Origin of the sequence: Ensifer sp. Root423 (assembly GCF_001426275.1) — a bacterium.
In the GTDB taxonomy this organism is placed as follows: domain Bacteria; phylum Pseudomonadota; class Alphaproteobacteria; order Rhizobiales; family Rhizobiaceae; genus Ensifer; species Ensifer adhaerens.
Genome location: NZ_LMEG01000044.1, coordinates 49,722 through 65,954, shown reverse-complemented (window position 1 = coordinate 65,954; position 16,233 = coordinate 49,722). Strand labels below are relative to the sequence as shown.

The following is a 16,233-nucleotide window of genomic DNA, read 5'->3' as shown; positions in this document are numbered from 1 at the left end:
GGTCCTTATATACGCCGCATCGGCGCAGTCTAAGCTGCGAAGAAATCCAAAGACCATCCCGTTAGGGGCTGTCTCACGAATGCCTGACCGGGTTCCGACAGTCCGCTGCAAGGAGAGAACGACATGGCTAAAGTTATTGGTATTGACCTGGGAACGACCAACTCCTGCGTCGCCGTCATGGACGGTAAAGACGCGAAGGTGATCGAAAATGCCGAGGGTGCGCGCACGACCCCCTCGATGGTGGCATTCAGCGAAGACGGCGAGCGTCTCGTTGGCCAGCCGGCCAAGCGCCAGGCTGTCACCAATCCGGAAAACACGCTTTTTGCGATCAAGCGCCTGATCGGCCGGACCTTCCAGGACCCGACCACGCAAAAAGACAAGGACATGGTTCCTTACAAGATTACCAAGGCCGACAATGGCGACGCCTGGGTCGAAGCGCACGGCACGGATTACTCCCCGTCGCAGATCTCCGCCATGATCCTTCAGAAGATGAAGGAAACGGCCGAATCCTACCTCGGTGAAAAGGTCGAGAAGGCCGTCATCACCGTACCGGCCTACTTCAACGACGCCCAGCGCCAGGCAACCAAGGATGCCGGCAAGATCGCCGGTCTCGAAGTTCTGCGCATCATCAACGAGCCGACCGCGGCAGCGCTCGCCTACGGCCTCGACAAGAAGGACGGCAAGACGATCGCCGTTTACGACTTGGGTGGTGGTACCTTCGATATCTCGGTTCTCGAAATCGGCGACGGCGTCTTCGAAGTGAAGTCGACCAACGGCGACACCTTCCTCGGTGGCGAAGACTTCGACATGCGTCTCGTCCAGTACCTCGCCGGCGAGTTCAAGAAGGAACAGGGCATCGACCTGAAGAACGACAAGCTCGCTCTTCAGCGCCTGAAGGAAGCCGCTGAAAAGGCCAAGATCGAGCTGTCCTCGTCGCAGCAGACCGAAATCAACCTGCCGTTCATCACGGCTGACGCTTCCGGTCCGAAGCACCTGACGATGAAGCTGACCCGCGCCAAGTTCGAAGCGCTTGTCGACGACCTGATCCAGCGCACCGTCGCGCCGTGCAAGGCAGCCCTCAAGGATGCCGGCGTCTCGGCTGCCGAGATCGACGAAGTCGTTCTCGTCGGTGGCATGAGCCGCATGCCGAAGGTGCAGGAAACCGTCAAGCAGCTGTTCGGCAAGGAGCCGCACAAGGGCGTGAACCCGGATGAAGTGGTCGCCATGGGCGCCGCCATCCAGGCCGGCGTTCTGCAGGGCGACGTCAAGGACGTTCTCCTGCTCGACGTCACCCCGCTGTCGCTCGGCATCGAAACGCTCGGTGGCGTCTTCACCCGCCTGATCGAACGCAACACGACGATCCCGACCAAGAAGTCGCAGACCTTCTCGACCGCCGACGACAACCAGTCGGCCGTGACGATCCGCGTCTCCCAGGGCGAGCGTGAAATGGCTGCAGACAACAAGCTGCTCGGCCAGTTCGACCTCGTCGGCATTCCGCCGGCACCGCGCGGCATGCCGCAGATCGAAGTGACCTTCGACATCGATGCCAACGGCATCGTGCAGGTTTCGGCCAAGGACAAAGGCACCGGCAAGGAACACCAGATCCGCATCCAGGCATCTGGCGGCCTCTCCGACGCCGACATCGAAAAGATGGTCAAGGACGCCGAAGCCAACGCTGAGGTCGACAAGAAGCGTCGCGAAGGCGTGGAAGCCAAGAACCAGGCCGAAAGCCTGATCCACTCCAGCGAGAAGTCGCTGAAGGATTACGGCGACAAGGTTTCGGAAACGGACCGCAAGGCGATCTCCGACGCGATTGCCGCGCTGAAGACCGCCGTCGAAGCCTCCGAGCCGGACGCCGAAGACATCAAGGCCAAGACCAACACGCTCATGGAAGTTTCCATGAAACTCGGCCAGGCGATCTACGAAGCGCAGCAGACGGAAGCCGCTCATGCGGATGCCGCCGCCGACGCTGCCCGTGACGGCGATGTCGTCGATGCCGACTACGAAGAAGTCAACGACGAAGACGATCGCAAGCGTTCGGCCTAAGTCGCCCTTCAAACAGACGGAAAAGCCCGGGTTCGCCCGGGCTTTTTTGTTGCCGGTCTCGCCCGTCAGGGCCTGCAATATCGGCGATCGGCACTGTGACTTGCCGCAAACGTACCTTTTCCGACAAAAAACCGTATCTACCGCCGTTCGGGCTATGGTATCGCGCTTCAAGGTTTACTAAATCGGTGGCAAGGTAAACGGGCAGCCGCCGAGCCATCGCGCTGGCTTGCCAACAGGATAATCTTCTACGAATGAAACGTGATCTCTACGAAACGCTTGGTGTTGCCAAGAACGCCGACGAAAAGGAGCTGAAGAGCGCCTTCCGCAAGCTCGCGATGAAGTATCATCCGGACAAGAACCCCGGCGACGCGGCAGCGGAGAAGACCTTCAAGGAAATCAACGAAGCCTACGAGATGCTCAAGGACCCGCAGAAGCGGGCGGCCTATGACCGCTACGGTCATGCGGCTTTCGAGCAGGGCGGCATGGGCAACGGATTCGGCGGCGGTGGCGCCGGCGGTTTCTCCGACATCTTCGAAGACATCTTCGGCGAGATGATGGGCGGCGGGCGCCAGCGGCGCTCATCGGGCGGCCGCGAGCGCGGCGCCGATCTTCGCTACAACATGGAGATCTCGCTCGAGGAAGCCTTCGGCGGCAAAACGGCGCAGATCCGCGTTCCGACCTCGATTACCTGCGACGTCTGCACCGGCTCCGGCGCCAAGCCGGGCACCAGCCCCAAGACCTGCGGCACCTGCCACGGCTCCGGCCGCGTGCGCGCCGCTCAAGGCTTCTTCTCGATCGAACGCACCTGCCCCACCTGCGGCGGGCGCGGTCAGACGATCACCGACCCCTGCGGCAAGTGCCACGGCCAGGGCCGGGTCACCGAAGAGCGCACCCTCTCGGTCAACATTCCGGCCGGCATCGAGGACGGCACGCGCATCCGCCTTTCGGGCGAGGGCGAAGCCGGGCTTCGCGGCGGACCGTCGGGCGACCTCTACATCTTCCTTTCGGTCAGGCCGCATGAGTTCTACCAGCGCGACGGCGCCGATCTCTATTGCAGCGTGCCGATCTCGATGACGACGGCTGCTCTTGGCGGCAAGTTCGACGTGACGACACTCGACGGCACCAAGTCGCGCGTCACGGTTCCCGAGGGCACCCAGGCCGGCAAGCAGTTCCGCTTGAAGGGCAAGGGCATGCCGGTGCTGCGCTCGGCGCAATCGGGCGACCTCTACATCCAGATCCAGATCGAAACGCCGCAGAAGCTGACCAAGCGCCAGCGCGAACTGCTGCAGGAATTCGAGGAGATCTCCTCCAAGGACAACAATCCGGAATCGACCGGCTTCTTTGCCCGGATGAAGGATTTCTTCGATACGCTGAGCGACTAAGGCTTCAAGCCCGACGACTTCTGCAGTGCCGCGCGCCGGAAACGGTTGCGCGGCGCTTCTATTTCAGAGCAGGGCCATGAGCTGCCACAGCCCGGCCAAAACGAGCGCTACCCCAGCGATGCGAGACAGGATCCTGCCGCCGGGCACGACCTTCTCCGCCAGAACGAAGATGGCGATCGCGGCGATCCACAGCACGTTCATCACCCCGCCGACGAACAGCAGCGCCATCAGCGCCCAGCAGCAGCCGACGCAATAGAGCCCGTGCCGCACACCGAGGCCGAAGGCACCGCCCGCTTCCCGACGAAAGCCGCCGTGGGACTGGATGAAAAGCAGCGGCGCCTGGCATTGGCTGAGACAGCGATCCTTGAGCGGCGTGAACTGGAACAGGCCGACAGCAATCAGCACGATGCCGCTGAGGACCGCACTGGCGCTTGCAAGCGCCGGCGTGAGCAACAGGGCGCGATCGAGCAGCCATTGCCCGAGAACGGCGACGAGCGCGAACAGGATCCAGGCCGACAGATAGCCGGCGGCAAAGAAACCGGTGGCGGCAAAGGGCTTGCCCTGTTGGGCGGCCTTGCGGCCGACACGGGCATAGAGCAGGATCATCGGCGTCGCCGACGGCACCATCATGCCGACCATCATTACGGCCCACATGACGAGGGCATAGGCGAAGGTCGTGGCGGACCAGGGAGCGGCAACCGCGCCCGCCATCGATGCCATGGCGCCCTGCTGTGCCCCCATGGTCATGGGCTTGTCCGCCGGCATGTCCATGGGCATATCCATGTCCATGCCGGAGCCCATATCCATGCTGGCTGAAGGAGCCGGGGGACGAGCCATGTCCATGGCCGACGCCAGCCACAGGATGTAGAGCCAGCTGATCGCCGTCAGGGTGACCAGCGCCGCCACGACGATGACGCGGTCACGTCTAAGCAGGGTTTCGAGCGCCGTGTCTCCCATCGGCGTCAGTGGATCACGCCGCTTTCGGTCAAATGCATCCGGGCGAAATGGGCATGCGAATCCGCAAGCGCCAAAGTCAGCGGCCCTTTCGTATCGGCCCATCCGCGCCCGACTTCGCAAATGTCGTATTCGAAGCCATGGGGGAGATTGATGCGCGCCTGATGGGCGGCGCCGGTCACGGGATTGAGGATCGGCTCGCCGCGTGCGGCGATCCAGCCCGGCACGTTCAGCCGCGCCGTTCGGGCGCCAACATCAACCTCGAAATCGATCTCGGCAAAGACCGGATCGTGCATGGTTTCGAAGGTGGTTGCGAAGACCTGGAAGAAGGTCGCGCCGGGTTCCGTATCCTCGCCACTCATAATGCGCAGCAGCGCGCCGCGCTGTTCGTCCGATGCGCGGCTGTCGACGATCGGCACCACCTGCCCCCTGCCCTCATGGATCGCGCCCGGCCACGCGGCGATCAGGCCGCCGCGAAGCCCATCGAGCCGCGTGTCGCCGTGATAGCCTTCCTCGATCTCGAAGGCGCCGACAGCGCTGCAATGGCCTTGGGTCGGCAGAGCGTTGAACTGGCAGGGGCAGCCATAGGCGCAATTGCAATGAATGAACTCACGCCCCTTCATCATCCATCTGACACTCGTCATCGTCTCCTCCTGAGATCTGATCGGTGTTCGTCTCGCGGTTCCCCGCAAACGGATGCCTTTTATTAGAACGGAAAAATATACTCTTCTCCGCCGCCGATGCCAACGGCAGGCGATAGGCAGAGGCGGGAACACGACAGCGCCGCGGGTCGGTCGGACCCGCGGCGCTTGGGTGATCAGGTTTCGAGCTCCTTATCGGTGCCGTCCTAAAGCGTCGCCATGCCGCCATCGACGATCAGTTCGGCACCGACGGTAAAGGTGGCTTCGTCCGAAGCGAGGAAGACCACGGCCTTGGCGATCTCGCTCGCATCGCCGAAACGGCCAAGCGGGATCTGCGCGGCGATCGCATCGACCACTTGCTTGTTTTGTTCGGGCGTCGGGGCGTGGCCGTCATGGAGCGGCGTGCGGATTGGGCCGGGGCTGACGGCATTGACCCGGATGCCGCGGCCGATGAGTTCGCCGGAGAGCGTGCGGGCCAGCGACAGCAGGCCCGCCTTGGTCAACGCATAGACGCTGGAGGTCGGCATGCCGATATGGGCGTTGATCGAGGTGTTGAGCACGACCGAGGCGCGCTTGGAGAACACGGGCAGCAGTGCCTGGATCAGGAAGTACGGGCCCTTGACGTTGATGGCGATCGACCGGTCGAAGCTCGCCTCGTCCCACTCTTCGATCGGCTGCAGCTTGGCGATGCCGGCATTGATGAACAGGATGTCGAGCGTGCCGAAGGCGGCACGGATCTTTTCGGCAACGGCCGCCTGGCCGGCGACATTGCCGGCATCGGCCTCGATGATGAGCGCAGCCTCGCCAAGGACGGATCGGGCTTCGGCGATGTTCTTCGGATTGGTGCCGGTGACGGCAACGCGTGCGCCTTCGGCAATGAACTGGCGGGCGGTTTCGAGACCGATGCCGCTGGTGCCGCCGGTGATGAGTGCCGTCTTGTTCTCCAAACGTGACATGATGAAATCCTCTTGCTGGGTTGAGAAGGAGGCCGGTTCAATTGGCCGTCCTTCGATGCCCACAGATATGGCGGAAAACGGTCGTTCGGATTAGTCTCCCAATCGTGGAACTCGAATTCGGAAAAGCCGAACGATGATGAAGATCGAAGGAATAGCTGCCTTTGTCGCCGTGGCCGAAGCCGGCTCGATCAGCGAGGCGGCACGTCGCCTGCGGCTGTCGAAATCCGTCGTCAGCGAAAGAGTGGCAGAACTGGAGCGCGGGCTCAACGCCACGCTTCTCCACCGCACCACACGCAAGCTGACGCTCACCGAGGATGGCATCGCGTTTCGCGAGCGCGCCATCCGGATTGTCAGCGAAGTGCAGGCGGCCGCCAGCGATCTTGCCGAACGCCGCGGGCTGCTGACGGGACCGCTTCGGATCGCGGCCCCCGTCAGCTTCGGCCGAAGGCATCTCGGCCCGGCGCTCTATCCGTTCCTGGCCCAACACCCGGAGATCGAGCTGACGCTTGACCTCGACGACCGACGGGTCGATGCCGCCTCCGAAGGCTACGACGCGATCGTGCGCCATGGCGCGATCGCCGACTCGCGGCTGGTCGTGTGGAAACTTGCGAGAAGCCGGCGCCTGCTGGTCGCCGCGCCCGACTATCTCGACCGGCACGGCACGCCCGCGTCGCTCGCCGAACTCGAGGGCCATCGCGGCATCTTCTACACCAACCGGGGTGCTGCCGACTGGCGCTTCGAAGGACCTGGCGGTGCGACAGTCGTACGGGCGCGCCTGGCGCTTGGCATGAACAATGGCGACATGTTGCACGATGCCGCCGTCGCCGGGCTCGGCATCGCGCTGTTGCCCGCCTTCATCGCCGGTCCGGCCGTGCGCGAGGGGCAACTGAACGAGATCGACGTCGGGCTCAGCCCGGAGCCGGAGTTCATCTACATGGCGCATCCAGAGGGCCGGCGCGCCTCCACCAAGCTCAGAGCCATCGCCCAGCACCTGAAGGAAGCCTTCGGCGATCCGCCCTATTGGGATCCGTGACGGCTCCGCAATCCCGGCACAATCGTTGCGGGCGACGGTATCGCGCCGATCGCCGATCAAGTCTTGACCAAGGCTTGACCGAAACCGGCTGGCATCATCAGCGCATCCCCTGACAACCGAAAATTGGATTCCTATCTTTCATGCGGAACCGCTTTCTGAACTGGATCGTCCTCATGGCGCTTGGCACCAACGCTCACGCAAGTCCGCTTCCCGCTCCCACCGACGCAGAAATTCAGGAGATCCTGGCCGACCGGATCGACAAGCAGCAGCAGTCGATCGGCATCGTCGTCGGTATCATCGATGCCAATGGCCGGCGCATCATCGCCCACGGCCATCCGGCCAAAGGTGACCCGCGCCCCGTCGACGGGCAGACCGTGTTCGAGATCGGCTCGGTCACCAAGGTCTTTACCGCGCTGCTGCTGGCCGATGCGATGGAGAAAGGCACACTCAGCCTCAGCACACCCGTCGCCACGCTTCTTCCCGAGAGCGTGATCATGCCCGAGAACAAGCAGACGCCGATCACGCTCGGCGACCTCGCAACGCACATGTCCGGCCTGCCGCGATTGCCCAGCAATCTGGTGCCGGCCGACATGAGCAATCCCTATGCCGGCTACGACGCGGCGAAGCTCTATGCTTTCCTCTCCAGTCACAAGCCGCAGCGCCGCCCCGGCGTCGAGCATGAATACTCCAATCTCGGCGCCGGGCTTCTCGGCCACGCGATCGCCTTGAAGGCCGGGGTCTCCTATGAAGACCTCGTCATCAGCCGTATCGCCGTTCCCCTCGGCATGAAGGACACGGCGATCACGCAGCAGCCCGATTGGGCGGAACGCCGGGCAACGGGCCACGATGCGGCCATGGAGCCGGTGAGCGATTGGGATCTCGACGCGCTGCAGGGTGCAGGCGCCCTGCGCTCGACCGTGGACGATCTCCTGCTTTTCCTTGAGGCGGCCATGGGAAAGACGGCATCGCCGCTCGCTCCCGCCTTCAGCGCGCTGCTGTCGACCCGACAACCGCTCGGCAACGGCGATCGCGACCAGCAGGCGCTCGGCTGGGTCGTCTCTGGCAAGGGCGACGAGCAGTTCATCTGGCACAATGGGGGAACCGGCGGCTATAGATCCTTCGTCGGCTACCGTCCGTCGACGGGTGTCGGCGTCGTCGCTCTCTCCAACGCGTCGACCGAGGTCGGCGTCGACGACATCGGCCGCCATCTGCTCAATCGCAACGCGCCGCTTGCGCCGCCGATCGTCGAGCGTACGGCCATAGTGATCGACCCGGCGCGCTATGATGTCTATGTCGGCACCTACAGGCTGGCGCCCGACTTCGAACTCACGATCTTTCAGGATGGCGATAGCCTGTTTGCCCAGGCGACCGGGCAGGACCGGCTCGAAATCCTTCCGGAGGCCGAGCACCGCTTCTTTACGAAGCTCATCGATGCCCAGATCAGCTTCACGCTCAAAGGCGACCGAGCCGAAAGCCTGACCTTGCACCAGGGTGGGCAGAGCAGCCCTGCGCCTCGGGTCTCGAAATGACGGGCGCCTCCCGCCTCGTAAGCAGGCGGGAGACGATTTCCAGATCGATCAGAACAGCAGATCGATGGTGAAGTAGGCGAGCGCCGAAATCGCCGCTGCGGCGGGCATGGTGATGAACCAGGCAATGACGATATTGCCGGCAAGCCCCCAGCGCACGGCCGAAACGCGACGCGCAGCACCAACGCCGATGATCGCTCCGGTGATGGTGTGCGTCGTCGAGACCGGGATGCCGAGCCAGGTGGCGGCAAAAAGCGTGATCGCTCCGCCGGTCTCGGCGCAGAAGCCCTGCATCGGATTGAGCCTGGTAATCTTCGAGCCCATGGTGTGGACGATGCGCCAACCGCCGAACAGCGTGCCGAGCGCGATCGCCGCCTGGCAGGTGATCACCACCCAGAACGGCACATAGAACTCCGAGCCGAGATAGCCTTGCGAGTAGAGCAGCACCGCGATGATGCCCATGGTCTTCTGCGCGTCGTTGCCGCCATGGCCGAGCGAATAGAGCGAGGCCGAGACGAACTGCATGACGCGGAAGGTGCGGTCGACGGCAAAGGGCGTCTGGCGCACGAAGATCCAGGAAACGATCAGCACCAGCATGAGCGCCAGGAAAAAGCCGATCGCCGGCGACATGAAGATCGCGCCGACGGTCTTCAGGAGGCCGGTCCAGACGATCGAACTGAAACCGGTGCTCGCAAGACCGGCACCGACGAGGCCGCCGATCAGCGCGTGCGACGAACTCGACGGGATGCCGAAGAGCCAGGTGACGATGTTCCAGACGATTGCGCCGATCAGCGCCGAGAAGATCACCAGCGGCGTGACGATGCCGGGATCGATGATGCCCTTGCCCAGCGTCTCGGCCACGTGCAGGCCGAAGAACAGGAAGGCGATGAAGTTGAAAAAGGCCGCCCACATGACCGCGTACTGCGGTCTCAGCACCCGTGTCGAGACGATCGTCGCGATCGAGTTGGCGGCGTCGTGCAGACCGTTCAGGAAGTCGAAGAACAGCGCGATGCCGATCAGCCCGACGAGCAACGGAAAGGCGAGCGTCGCATCCATCAGACGTTCTCGATCACGATGCCGCTGATTTCATTGGCGACGTCCTCGAAGCGGTCGACGACCTTTTCGAGCTCGCCATAGATCTCGCTGCCGATGATGTAGGCCATCGGGTTGCTGGCGCCGTGGCGGCGGAACAGGTCCTTGAGGCCCTGTTCGTGCAGTTCGTCGGAGCGGCCCTCGATGCGGGTGACCTCTTCGGCGATCGCGATCAGGCGGTCGTGATTGGCGCCGATCCTATCGAGCAGCGGAATGGCCTCGGCGATCAGGTGCGCGGCCTTGACGACCGTGGTGCCCATTTCGCGCATGCCGGGATCGAAGCTCTTCTGTTCGTAAAGGCGGATCGTCTTGACGGTCTTGTGCATCATGTCGATGGCATCATCCATCGACTGGATTAGATCCTTGATGTCGCCGCGGTCGAAGGGCGTGATAAAGGACCGGCGCACGGCCAGCAGCACCTCGGCGGTGATGTGGTCCGCCTCATCCTCGAACGCGACGATCCGGTCGCAGTGTCTTTCCAGATCGTCGCCGCCAGCGAGAACCTTGTCGAGCGCATCGGCAGCACCGACGACGGTGCGCGAATGTTTTGCGAAGAGGTCGAAGAAGCGATCCTCGCGGGGAAGAAGTTTGCGGAACCAGGCCAGCATCACACGTATATCCATCTGTGGATTGTCATGCGGCTGTCATATTTCACTAGGTCCTTTATGAAAAGCACCGAATCAAAGGGGTTTGTCGCCTTTCCCCTGTCGATATCGGCCTATCTTGCACGATATGGCGACGCGCCCCATTTCGCCTTGCCTTGGCAGGCGCTTTCGTCCTAGCTGCGCCCAACGTCGAATCCGGACTGCCGATGCCAAACAAGGTCTTTCTCAACCGCCTGAAGCTTACGGAGTTCCGCAACTATGCGGCCCTCTCGCTTGAGCTCGATCAGCGCCATGTGGTGCTGACGGGGGAGAACGGCGCCGGCAAGACCAACCTCATGGAAGCCGTCTCTTTCCTTTCGCCCGGCCGCGGCCTCAGGCGCGCAGCCTATGCGGACGTGACCCGGGTCGGTGCCGGCGACGGGTTCTCGGTCTTTGCGGAAGTCGAGGGCATGGAGGGAACCGTCGAGATCGGCACCGGGACTGCCGGCGTCACGGAAGGGCAATCCCGGCGGCTGCGGCTGAATGGAACACCGGCAGCGACCGTCGACGAACTGACCGATCACCTGCGCGTCCTCTGGCTGACGCCATCGATGGATGGGCTCTTTACCGGGCCTTCGGCCGACCGGCGGCGTTTCCTCGATCGTCTTGTACTGTCGCTCGATCCGGAGCACGGCCGTCGCTCCAGCGAATTCGACCGGGCGATGCGCAGCCGCAACCGGCTGCTCGGTGAATTCCGCCCGGACCCTTCCTGGCTGACGGCGATCGAAAAGGAAATGGCCGGTCTCGGCGTCTCCATGGCGCTGGCGCGGCAGGAAATGCTCGGTCTGTTGACGGCGCTGGTCGAGCGCACTGTCGATGAAAGCGTCTTTCCCTCGGCGCGCCTGGCGTTGTCGGGCTTTCTCGACGACGAGGGCCATCGTCCGGCCTATGATCTGGAAGAACAATATCTGACGATGCTGCGTGATGGGCGTCCGCGCGACGCCGCGGCGGGGCGCACGCTCGACGGGCCGCACCGGAGCGACCTGCTCGTGCGTCACCGCGAGAAGGACATGGAGGCAGCACGCTGCTCGACCGGAGAGCAGAAGGCGCTGCTCGTCGGCCTGGTGCTGGCGCATGCGCGCCTCGTCGGCGACATGACCGGCCACGCGCCGATCCTGCTGCTCGACGAGATCGCCGCCCATCTCGACGTCAACCGGCGCGCCGCTCTGTTCGATCTCGTCGACGGCCTTGGCGGCCAGGCCTTCATGACCGGGACGGACCAAGCGATGTTCGAGGCGCTGGGCGAACGCGGCCGCTTTCTGACGGTTTCGCACGGCAGTGTTACGGGATAAGCAGAGGTCACCGAGGAGGATTTTGCCATGACCGGTGAGAACAAGCTCGACCAATCGGAGATCACCCGCTACGCCCGCCATATCGTGCTGCCGGAGATCGGGGGTGCCGGGCAACAAAGGCTGAAGGCGGCCCGTGTGCTGGTGATCGGGGCCGGCGGGCTCGGCGCTCCAGTGCTCGTCTATCTTGCCGCCGCCGGCATCGGCCGGATCGGCATCGTCGACGACGATGCGGTCGCGCTTTCCAACCTGCAGCGGCAGATCATCCACCGCACGGAAGACATCGACCGCGCCAAGGTCGAGCGGGCCGCCGAGGCGATCACCGCCCTCAACCCGCATGTCGGCGTCGACGAACACAGGCTCAGGCTCAACCCCGACAATGCCGAGGCGCTTTTCCGGCAATATGACCTGGTGATCGACGGCTCGGACAATTTCGATACGCGCTATCTCGCCGCCGATACGGCGGCAGCGGTCGGCATTCCGCTGGTGACCGGCGCCGTCGGCCGCTTCGACGGATCTCTGACGGTGCTGATGCCCTACAGCGCCGGCGCCGATGGACGGCCGAACCCCTCCTATCGCGATCTCTTTCCCGAGCCGCCGCCGGCCGGTGTCGTGCCCTCCTGCGCGGAGGCCGGCATCGTCGGCGCGCTGACTGGCGTCATCGGCACCTTGCAGGCGATGGAGGCAATCAAGGTGATCGCCGGCTTCGGCGAACCGCTGGTCGGACGGCTGCTGATGTATGACGCGCTGACGGCACAGTTCAACACCATCCGCTATCGCCGCAGAGCATAGGCCGACCATGGTGCAGATCTTTCGCATCGACGAAGCATTCGACCGCTACGAGGAACTGCTGGCGCTGATCCTTGGCGCCTTCTCCTACATGGACGGGCGGATCGACCCGCCGTCGTCGGCGCATGCGTTGAACATCGAGTTGCTCCGGCAGAAGATCGTTGACGAGATCGCCTTCGGCGTCCGCGACGGCGAAAGGCTCGTCGGCTGCATCTTCTGCAAACCGGAGGACGATTGTCTCTATATCGGCAAGCTTGCCGTCGCGCCTGAGACGCAAGGAAAGGGTATCGGTCGGCTGCTGCTCGCCGAAGCGGAGGCGACGGCGCGTGCGCTGAAGCTGCCGGCGCTGAGGCTTCTCACCCGCATCGAACTCATCGACAATCACCGCGCCTTTGCCGCCTGGGGCTTCGTCCAGAGCGACACGATGTGCCATCCCGGTTTTACCCGGCCGACGGCGATCGAGATGCGCAAGACACTTTAGCTTCCGGGCTTGAGCGAACCGGATGGACGACCGCACGACAAGGCCGTGCGGCGTTTCGCCATCAATCGCGGCCGGGAAGCACGCGGTCCGGTGGTCGGTGGCCATCGAAGAAGGTGCGGATGTTAATCACCACCTTCTCGCCCATGTCGATGCGACCCTCAAGCGTCGCCGAGCTCATATGCGGCAGGAGCACGACCTTGCCCTCACCGGCAAGCTTGATCAGCTTCGGATTGACGGCCGGCTCGTTCTCGAAGACGTCGAGGCCGGCGCCAGCGATCTTGCCTTCACGCAGCGACTTGATCAGCGCCGTCTCGTCGATGATGCCGCCGCGGGCGGTGTTGACGATGTAGCTGTCCGGTCGCATCAGCGCCAATCGCCGTGCCGAGAGCAGGTGGTAGGTCGCCGGCGTCGACGGGCAGTTGACCGAGACGATATCGACGCGGGCAAGCATCTGGTCGAGGCTGTCCCAATAGGTCGCCTCCAGCATCTCTTCGGTTTCCGCCTTCACCCGGTGGCGGTTGTGGTAGTGGATCGAAAGGCCGAAGGCCTTGGCGCGGCGGGCGACAGCGGTGCCGATCCGGCCCATGCCGACGATGCCGATGCGCTTGCCGGCAATGCGCCGGCCGAGCATCCAGGTCGGCGACCAGCCAGCCCATTCGCCCTTGCGATCGGTCAGGATCTGCGCACCTTCGGCAAGCCGGCGCGGCACGGCGAGGATCAGCGCCATCGCCATGTCCGCGGTGTCTTCGGTCAACACGTTCGGCGTGTTGGTCACGGTGATACCCTTGCGGGCCGCAGCATCGACATCGATGTTGTCGACGCCGTTGGAAAAGCTCGCGATCAGCTTCAGCTGCGGGCCGGCCTGCTCGATCAGCGCCGCATCGATGCGATCGGTCACCGTCGGCACCAGCACGTCGGCGCGTTTCACCGCGGCAACGAGTTCCGGCTGGCTGCGCGGCGTGTCGTCGATGTTCAGCTCCGCATCGAAGAGCTCGCGCATGCGCGTCTCCACGATGTCAGGCAATTTGCGGGTGATGTAGACCGTGGGCTTCTTCTTGCTTGTCATTGCTGCGACGGGCCTTGTTGACGGGTCCTTAACCAAGTTGGGCGATACTTTCTCCCTGTAGCCGCAATTTCTACCAGACCCCACCGGGAAGACAAACAAAACTCGCGTCGTCGTCCCCGCGATTTCCGCCCGACCCATGGGCCTCAAGTGAACTGCGCCTGCAAAAGCTAGTGCCACGGAAAATGGGCTTCGTCATGCGTCACGTCATTTCCAGATTCTCGCTCTCGTTGATCGCCGCCTGCCTTGGCGCCGCGATCATGACGTCAGCGGCTTACGCTCAGGCCGCCAAGGGCGCCAGCGGGCTGCCGCTGCCGCGCTTCGTCAGCCTGAAGTCCAAGAGCGTCAATCTGCGGATCGGCCCGAGCGTCGATTACGCGGTCGCCTTCCGCTACATGAAGCCGGGCGTGCCGGTCGAGATCATTCAGGAGTACGATAACTGGCGCCGCATCCGCGACGCCGACGGCACCGAGGGCTGGGTGAACCAGGCGCTGCTTTCCGGCGACCGCACAGCCGTTGCAGCCCCCTGGATGCGCGGCAAGGGCGAAGGCGTCTTCGTCAACATGCGCCGCGACGCGCAGGGCAATTCCCCGATCGTCGCCCGCATGGAGCCCGGTGTCATCGTGAAAGTCGGCGAGTGCAATGGCGACTGGTGCCATGCCGAAGCGCAAGGCGTCGAAGGCTGGATCGCCCAAGGCGAAATCTGGGGCGCCTATCCGGGCGAGGCCTTCAAGTAAGGCCGCGCCCGTCTTTAACCAAAAATCAATTCGGTCGGATCAGGCGAGACCAGCCTGTTTGGCGGCCGTTTCCAGCGAGACCATCGGCCGCGGCCCGATCTGGCCGATGACGATGCCGGCCGCGAGATTGCCGAGCTTGCTGCAGTCTTCGAGCGAGCGCCCGCTCGTGTAGCCGTGAAGGAAGCCGGCGGCATAGAGGTCGCCGGCGCCGGTCGTATCGACAACCTGGGCGATCGGCGTTGCGGTGACCCGAACGCGTTCGTCGCCGCGCACGACAACCGAACCCTCTTCGCTGAGCGTTACCGCCGCAAGCTTGCAATCCTTCGAGAGCTTCTCCAGCGCCAGATCGAAATCCTCGGTCTCGTAGAGCGCCAGCGCCTCCTGCTTGTTGGCAAAGACGATGTCGACCGTGCCGGAGCGCATGAGTTCCAGGAACTCGTCGCGATAGCGGTGAACGCAGAAGCTGTCCGACAGCGTGATCGCGGTCTCGCGGCCATTCGCGTGGGCGATCCGTGCGGTTTCGCGGATAGCATCCTTGGCGCGCGGCGGATCCCAGAGATAACCTTCGAAATAGGTGACCTTGGCCTCAGCGACGACGTCGGCTTCGACGTCCTCGGGGCCAAGCTCGACGCAGGCGCCGAGATAGGTATTCATCGACCGTTCGCCATCCTCGGTGACGAAGATCATCGAGCGCGCCGTCGGCGGCACGGTTTCGAGCGGCTTCGTCTGGAAATAGACGCCCTGGGCACGGATGTCGTGGGCGAAGATCTCGCCGAGCTGGTCGCTTGCGGTCTTGCCGAAATAGGCAGCGCGGCCGCCGAGGCTGGCAACGCCCGCAGCCGTATTGCCGGCGCTGCCGCCGGAGGCTTCGACCGCCGGGCCCATGCGCGAGTACAGCAACTCGGCTCGCTCGGCATCGATGAGGTTCATGGCGCCCTTTATGATGCCGTTTTCATTGAGAAAAGCATCGTCGCAGCGCGCGATGATATCAACGATGGCGTTGCCGATCGTCAGCACGTCGTATTTTGTCATGAACCTCGTCCGGTCTCCGTGATGGCCGGTGTTCGTTAATACCGGTTTTCCGGCCATTTGGAAGACAAAAGACGCGTGCAGGCGGCTTCACGCCGTAGGAAGCGCGCTTTCCTCATAGGCGGCGGCGAATTCGGCGCTCGGCGGAATGGGCTTGATGATATCGATCAGCACGCCATTCGGGTCGGCAGTGATGAAATGGCGCTGGCCGAAATCCTCGTCGCGCAAGGTTTTGAGGATCGGCAGGCCGGCAGCAAGCGCCTGCGCATAGATCGCATCCGGATTATCGACCTCGAAGTTCAAAAGCAGACCGCGCGTCGGCGCACGCGCCTCCTCGGGGATCGTCTCGTGGCGGTAATCGAGCACGGCCAACGTCACATGCTCGTCCTCGACCGATTGAAGATGCACATACCAGTCGCTGGTGAAGAGCGCCTGGAAACGGAAGTGATCGACATAGAAGGCGGCGGTGGCGGCAACGTCGGCCGTCATGATGACCGGGTAATAGCTCGTCGATTTCATGGCTTTTCCTCGCTCCGGCAATATCATACAATCTGTATGTTTCTTCAATTAA

16 protein-coding genes are annotated in these 16,233 nt (G+C 63.5%); 8 read left to right on the top strand and 8 right to left on the bottom strand.

Translation table 11 applies throughout. From position 1 onward, the window contains the following. The first annotated feature begins 123 nt into the window (after positions 1-123). Both dnaK and dnaJ read left to right on the top strand, forming a co-directional pair. Positions 124-2,046 carry a molecular chaperone DnaK gene (dnaK, locus tag ASD01_RS27495; protein WP_034804922.1) on the top strand — a complete coding sequence of 641 codons (1,923 nt, stop codon included), beginning with the start codon at positions 124-126 and terminating at the stop codon, positions 2,044-2,046. 251 nt (positions 2,047-2,297) lie between these two features. Continuing rightward, on the top strand, positions 2,298-3,428 hold the full coding sequence (dnaJ, locus tag ASD01_RS27490) for a molecular chaperone DnaJ (protein ID WP_034804924.1): 1,131 nt from the start codon (positions 2,298-2,300) through the stop codon (positions 3,426-3,428). Positions 3,429-3,491: 63 nt separating this feature from the next. Here dnaJ and ASD01_RS27485 read toward each other — a convergent pair whose 3' ends face one another. The 3 genes from ASD01_RS27485 to ASD01_RS27475 form a co-directional block, all read right to left on the bottom strand. Then, positions 3,492-4,385: a DUF2182 domain-containing protein gene (locus ASD01_RS27485; protein WP_090426699.1), complete on the bottom strand. Its 894-nt coding sequence runs from the start codon at positions 4,383-4,385 to the stop codon at positions 3,492-3,494. A gap of 5 nt (positions 4,386-4,390) precedes the next feature. Next, complete coding sequence (locus ASD01_RS27480; protein WP_034804927.1) at positions 4,391-5,026, bottom strand: DUF1326 domain-containing protein; 636 nt, start codon at positions 5,024-5,026, stop codon at positions 4,391-4,393. Positions 5,027-5,229: 203 nt separating this feature from the next. Beyond that, on the bottom strand, positions 5,230-5,979 hold the full coding sequence (locus ASD01_RS27475) for an SDR family oxidoreductase (protein ID WP_034805296.1): 750 nt from the start codon (positions 5,977-5,979) through the stop codon (positions 5,230-5,232). Positions 5,980-6,112: 133 nt separating this feature from the next. Between ASD01_RS27475 and ASD01_RS27470 the strand changes: the two genes are divergently transcribed. Both ASD01_RS27470 and ASD01_RS27465 read left to right on the top strand, forming a co-directional pair. Further along, complete coding sequence (locus tag ASD01_RS27470; RefSeq protein WP_034804929.1) at positions 6,113-7,012, top strand: LysR family transcriptional regulator; 900 nt, start codon at positions 6,113-6,115, stop codon at positions 7,010-7,012. Between the two features lie 140 nt (positions 7,013-7,152). Then, the gene (locus ASD01_RS27465) at positions 7,153-8,541 is read left to right on the top strand and encodes a serine hydrolase (RefSeq protein WP_034804931.1); all 1,389 of its coding nucleotides are present in this window, start codon (positions 7,153-7,155) and stop codon (positions 8,539-8,541) included. 48 nt (positions 8,542-8,589) lie between these two features. Here ASD01_RS27465 and ASD01_RS27460 read toward each other — a convergent pair whose 3' ends face one another. Both ASD01_RS27460 and ASD01_RS27455 read right to left on the bottom strand, forming a co-directional pair. Next, complete coding sequence (locus ASD01_RS27460; RefSeq protein ID WP_034804933.1) at positions 8,590-9,594, bottom strand: inorganic phosphate transporter; 1,005 nt, start codon at positions 9,592-9,594, stop codon at positions 8,590-8,592. After that, a complete protein-coding gene (locus ASD01_RS27455) occupies positions 9,594-10,238 on the bottom strand; it encodes a DUF47 domain-containing protein (protein ID WP_034805298.1) in 645 nt (214 codons plus the stop codon). Before ASD01_RS27455 ends, ASD01_RS27460 begins: the two co-directional genes overlap by 1 nt. Before the next feature lie 203 nt (positions 10,239-10,441). Here ASD01_RS27455 and recF point away from each other — a divergent pair, with 203 nt between their 5' ends. The 3 genes from recF to ASD01_RS27440 are packed head-to-tail and all read left to right on the top strand — an operon-like array spanning position 10,442 to position 12,833. Continuing rightward, positions 10,442-11,566: a DNA replication/repair protein RecF gene (gene recF / locus ASD01_RS27450; RefSeq protein WP_034805301.1), complete on the top strand. Its 1,125-nt coding sequence runs from the start codon at positions 10,442-10,444 to the stop codon at positions 11,564-11,566. Positions 11,567-11,593: 27 nt separating this feature from the next. Further along, positions 11,594-12,355, top strand: coding sequence for a molybdopterin-synthase adenylyltransferase MoeB (locus ASD01_RS27445; RefSeq protein ID WP_034804936.1), 762 nt, complete (start codon positions 11,594-11,596; stop codon positions 12,353-12,355). Between the two features lie 10 nt (positions 12,356-12,365). Continuing rightward, positions 12,366-12,833 carry a GNAT family N-acetyltransferase gene (locus tag ASD01_RS27440; protein ID WP_034805304.1) on the top strand — a complete coding sequence of 156 codons (468 nt, stop codon included), beginning with the start codon at positions 12,366-12,368 and terminating at the stop codon, positions 12,831-12,833. A 61-nt stretch (positions 12,834-12,894) separates the two neighbouring features. Here the strand turns inward: ASD01_RS27440 and ASD01_RS27435 are convergent, their stop codons facing one another. Next, entirely contained in the window at positions 12,895-13,899 is a 1,005-nt protein-coding gene (locus tag ASD01_RS27435) for a 2-hydroxyacid dehydrogenase (RefSeq protein WP_034804939.1), read from the bottom strand. 182 nt (positions 13,900-14,081) lie between these two features. On the opposite strand from ASD01_RS27435, the gene ASD01_RS27430 reads away from it, so the two are divergent. Further along, positions 14,082-14,633, top strand: coding sequence for an SH3 domain-containing protein (locus ASD01_RS27430; RefSeq protein WP_034804952.1), 552 nt, complete (start codon positions 14,082-14,084; stop codon positions 14,631-14,633). A 39-nt stretch (positions 14,634-14,672) separates the two neighbouring features. On the opposite strand, the gene ASD01_RS27425 is transcribed toward ASD01_RS27430, so the two are convergent. Beyond that, positions 14,673-15,665 carry an adenosine kinase gene (locus ASD01_RS27425; RefSeq protein ID WP_034804955.1) on the bottom strand — a complete coding sequence of 331 codons (993 nt, stop codon included), beginning with the start codon at positions 15,663-15,665 and terminating at the stop codon, positions 14,673-14,675. An 87-nt stretch (positions 15,666-15,752) separates the two neighbouring features. Beyond that, a complete protein-coding gene (locus tag ASD01_RS27420) occupies positions 15,753-16,181 on the bottom strand; it encodes a VOC family protein (protein WP_034804958.1) in 429 nt (142 codons plus the stop codon). Between the last annotated feature and the right edge of the window lie 52 nt (positions 16,182-16,233).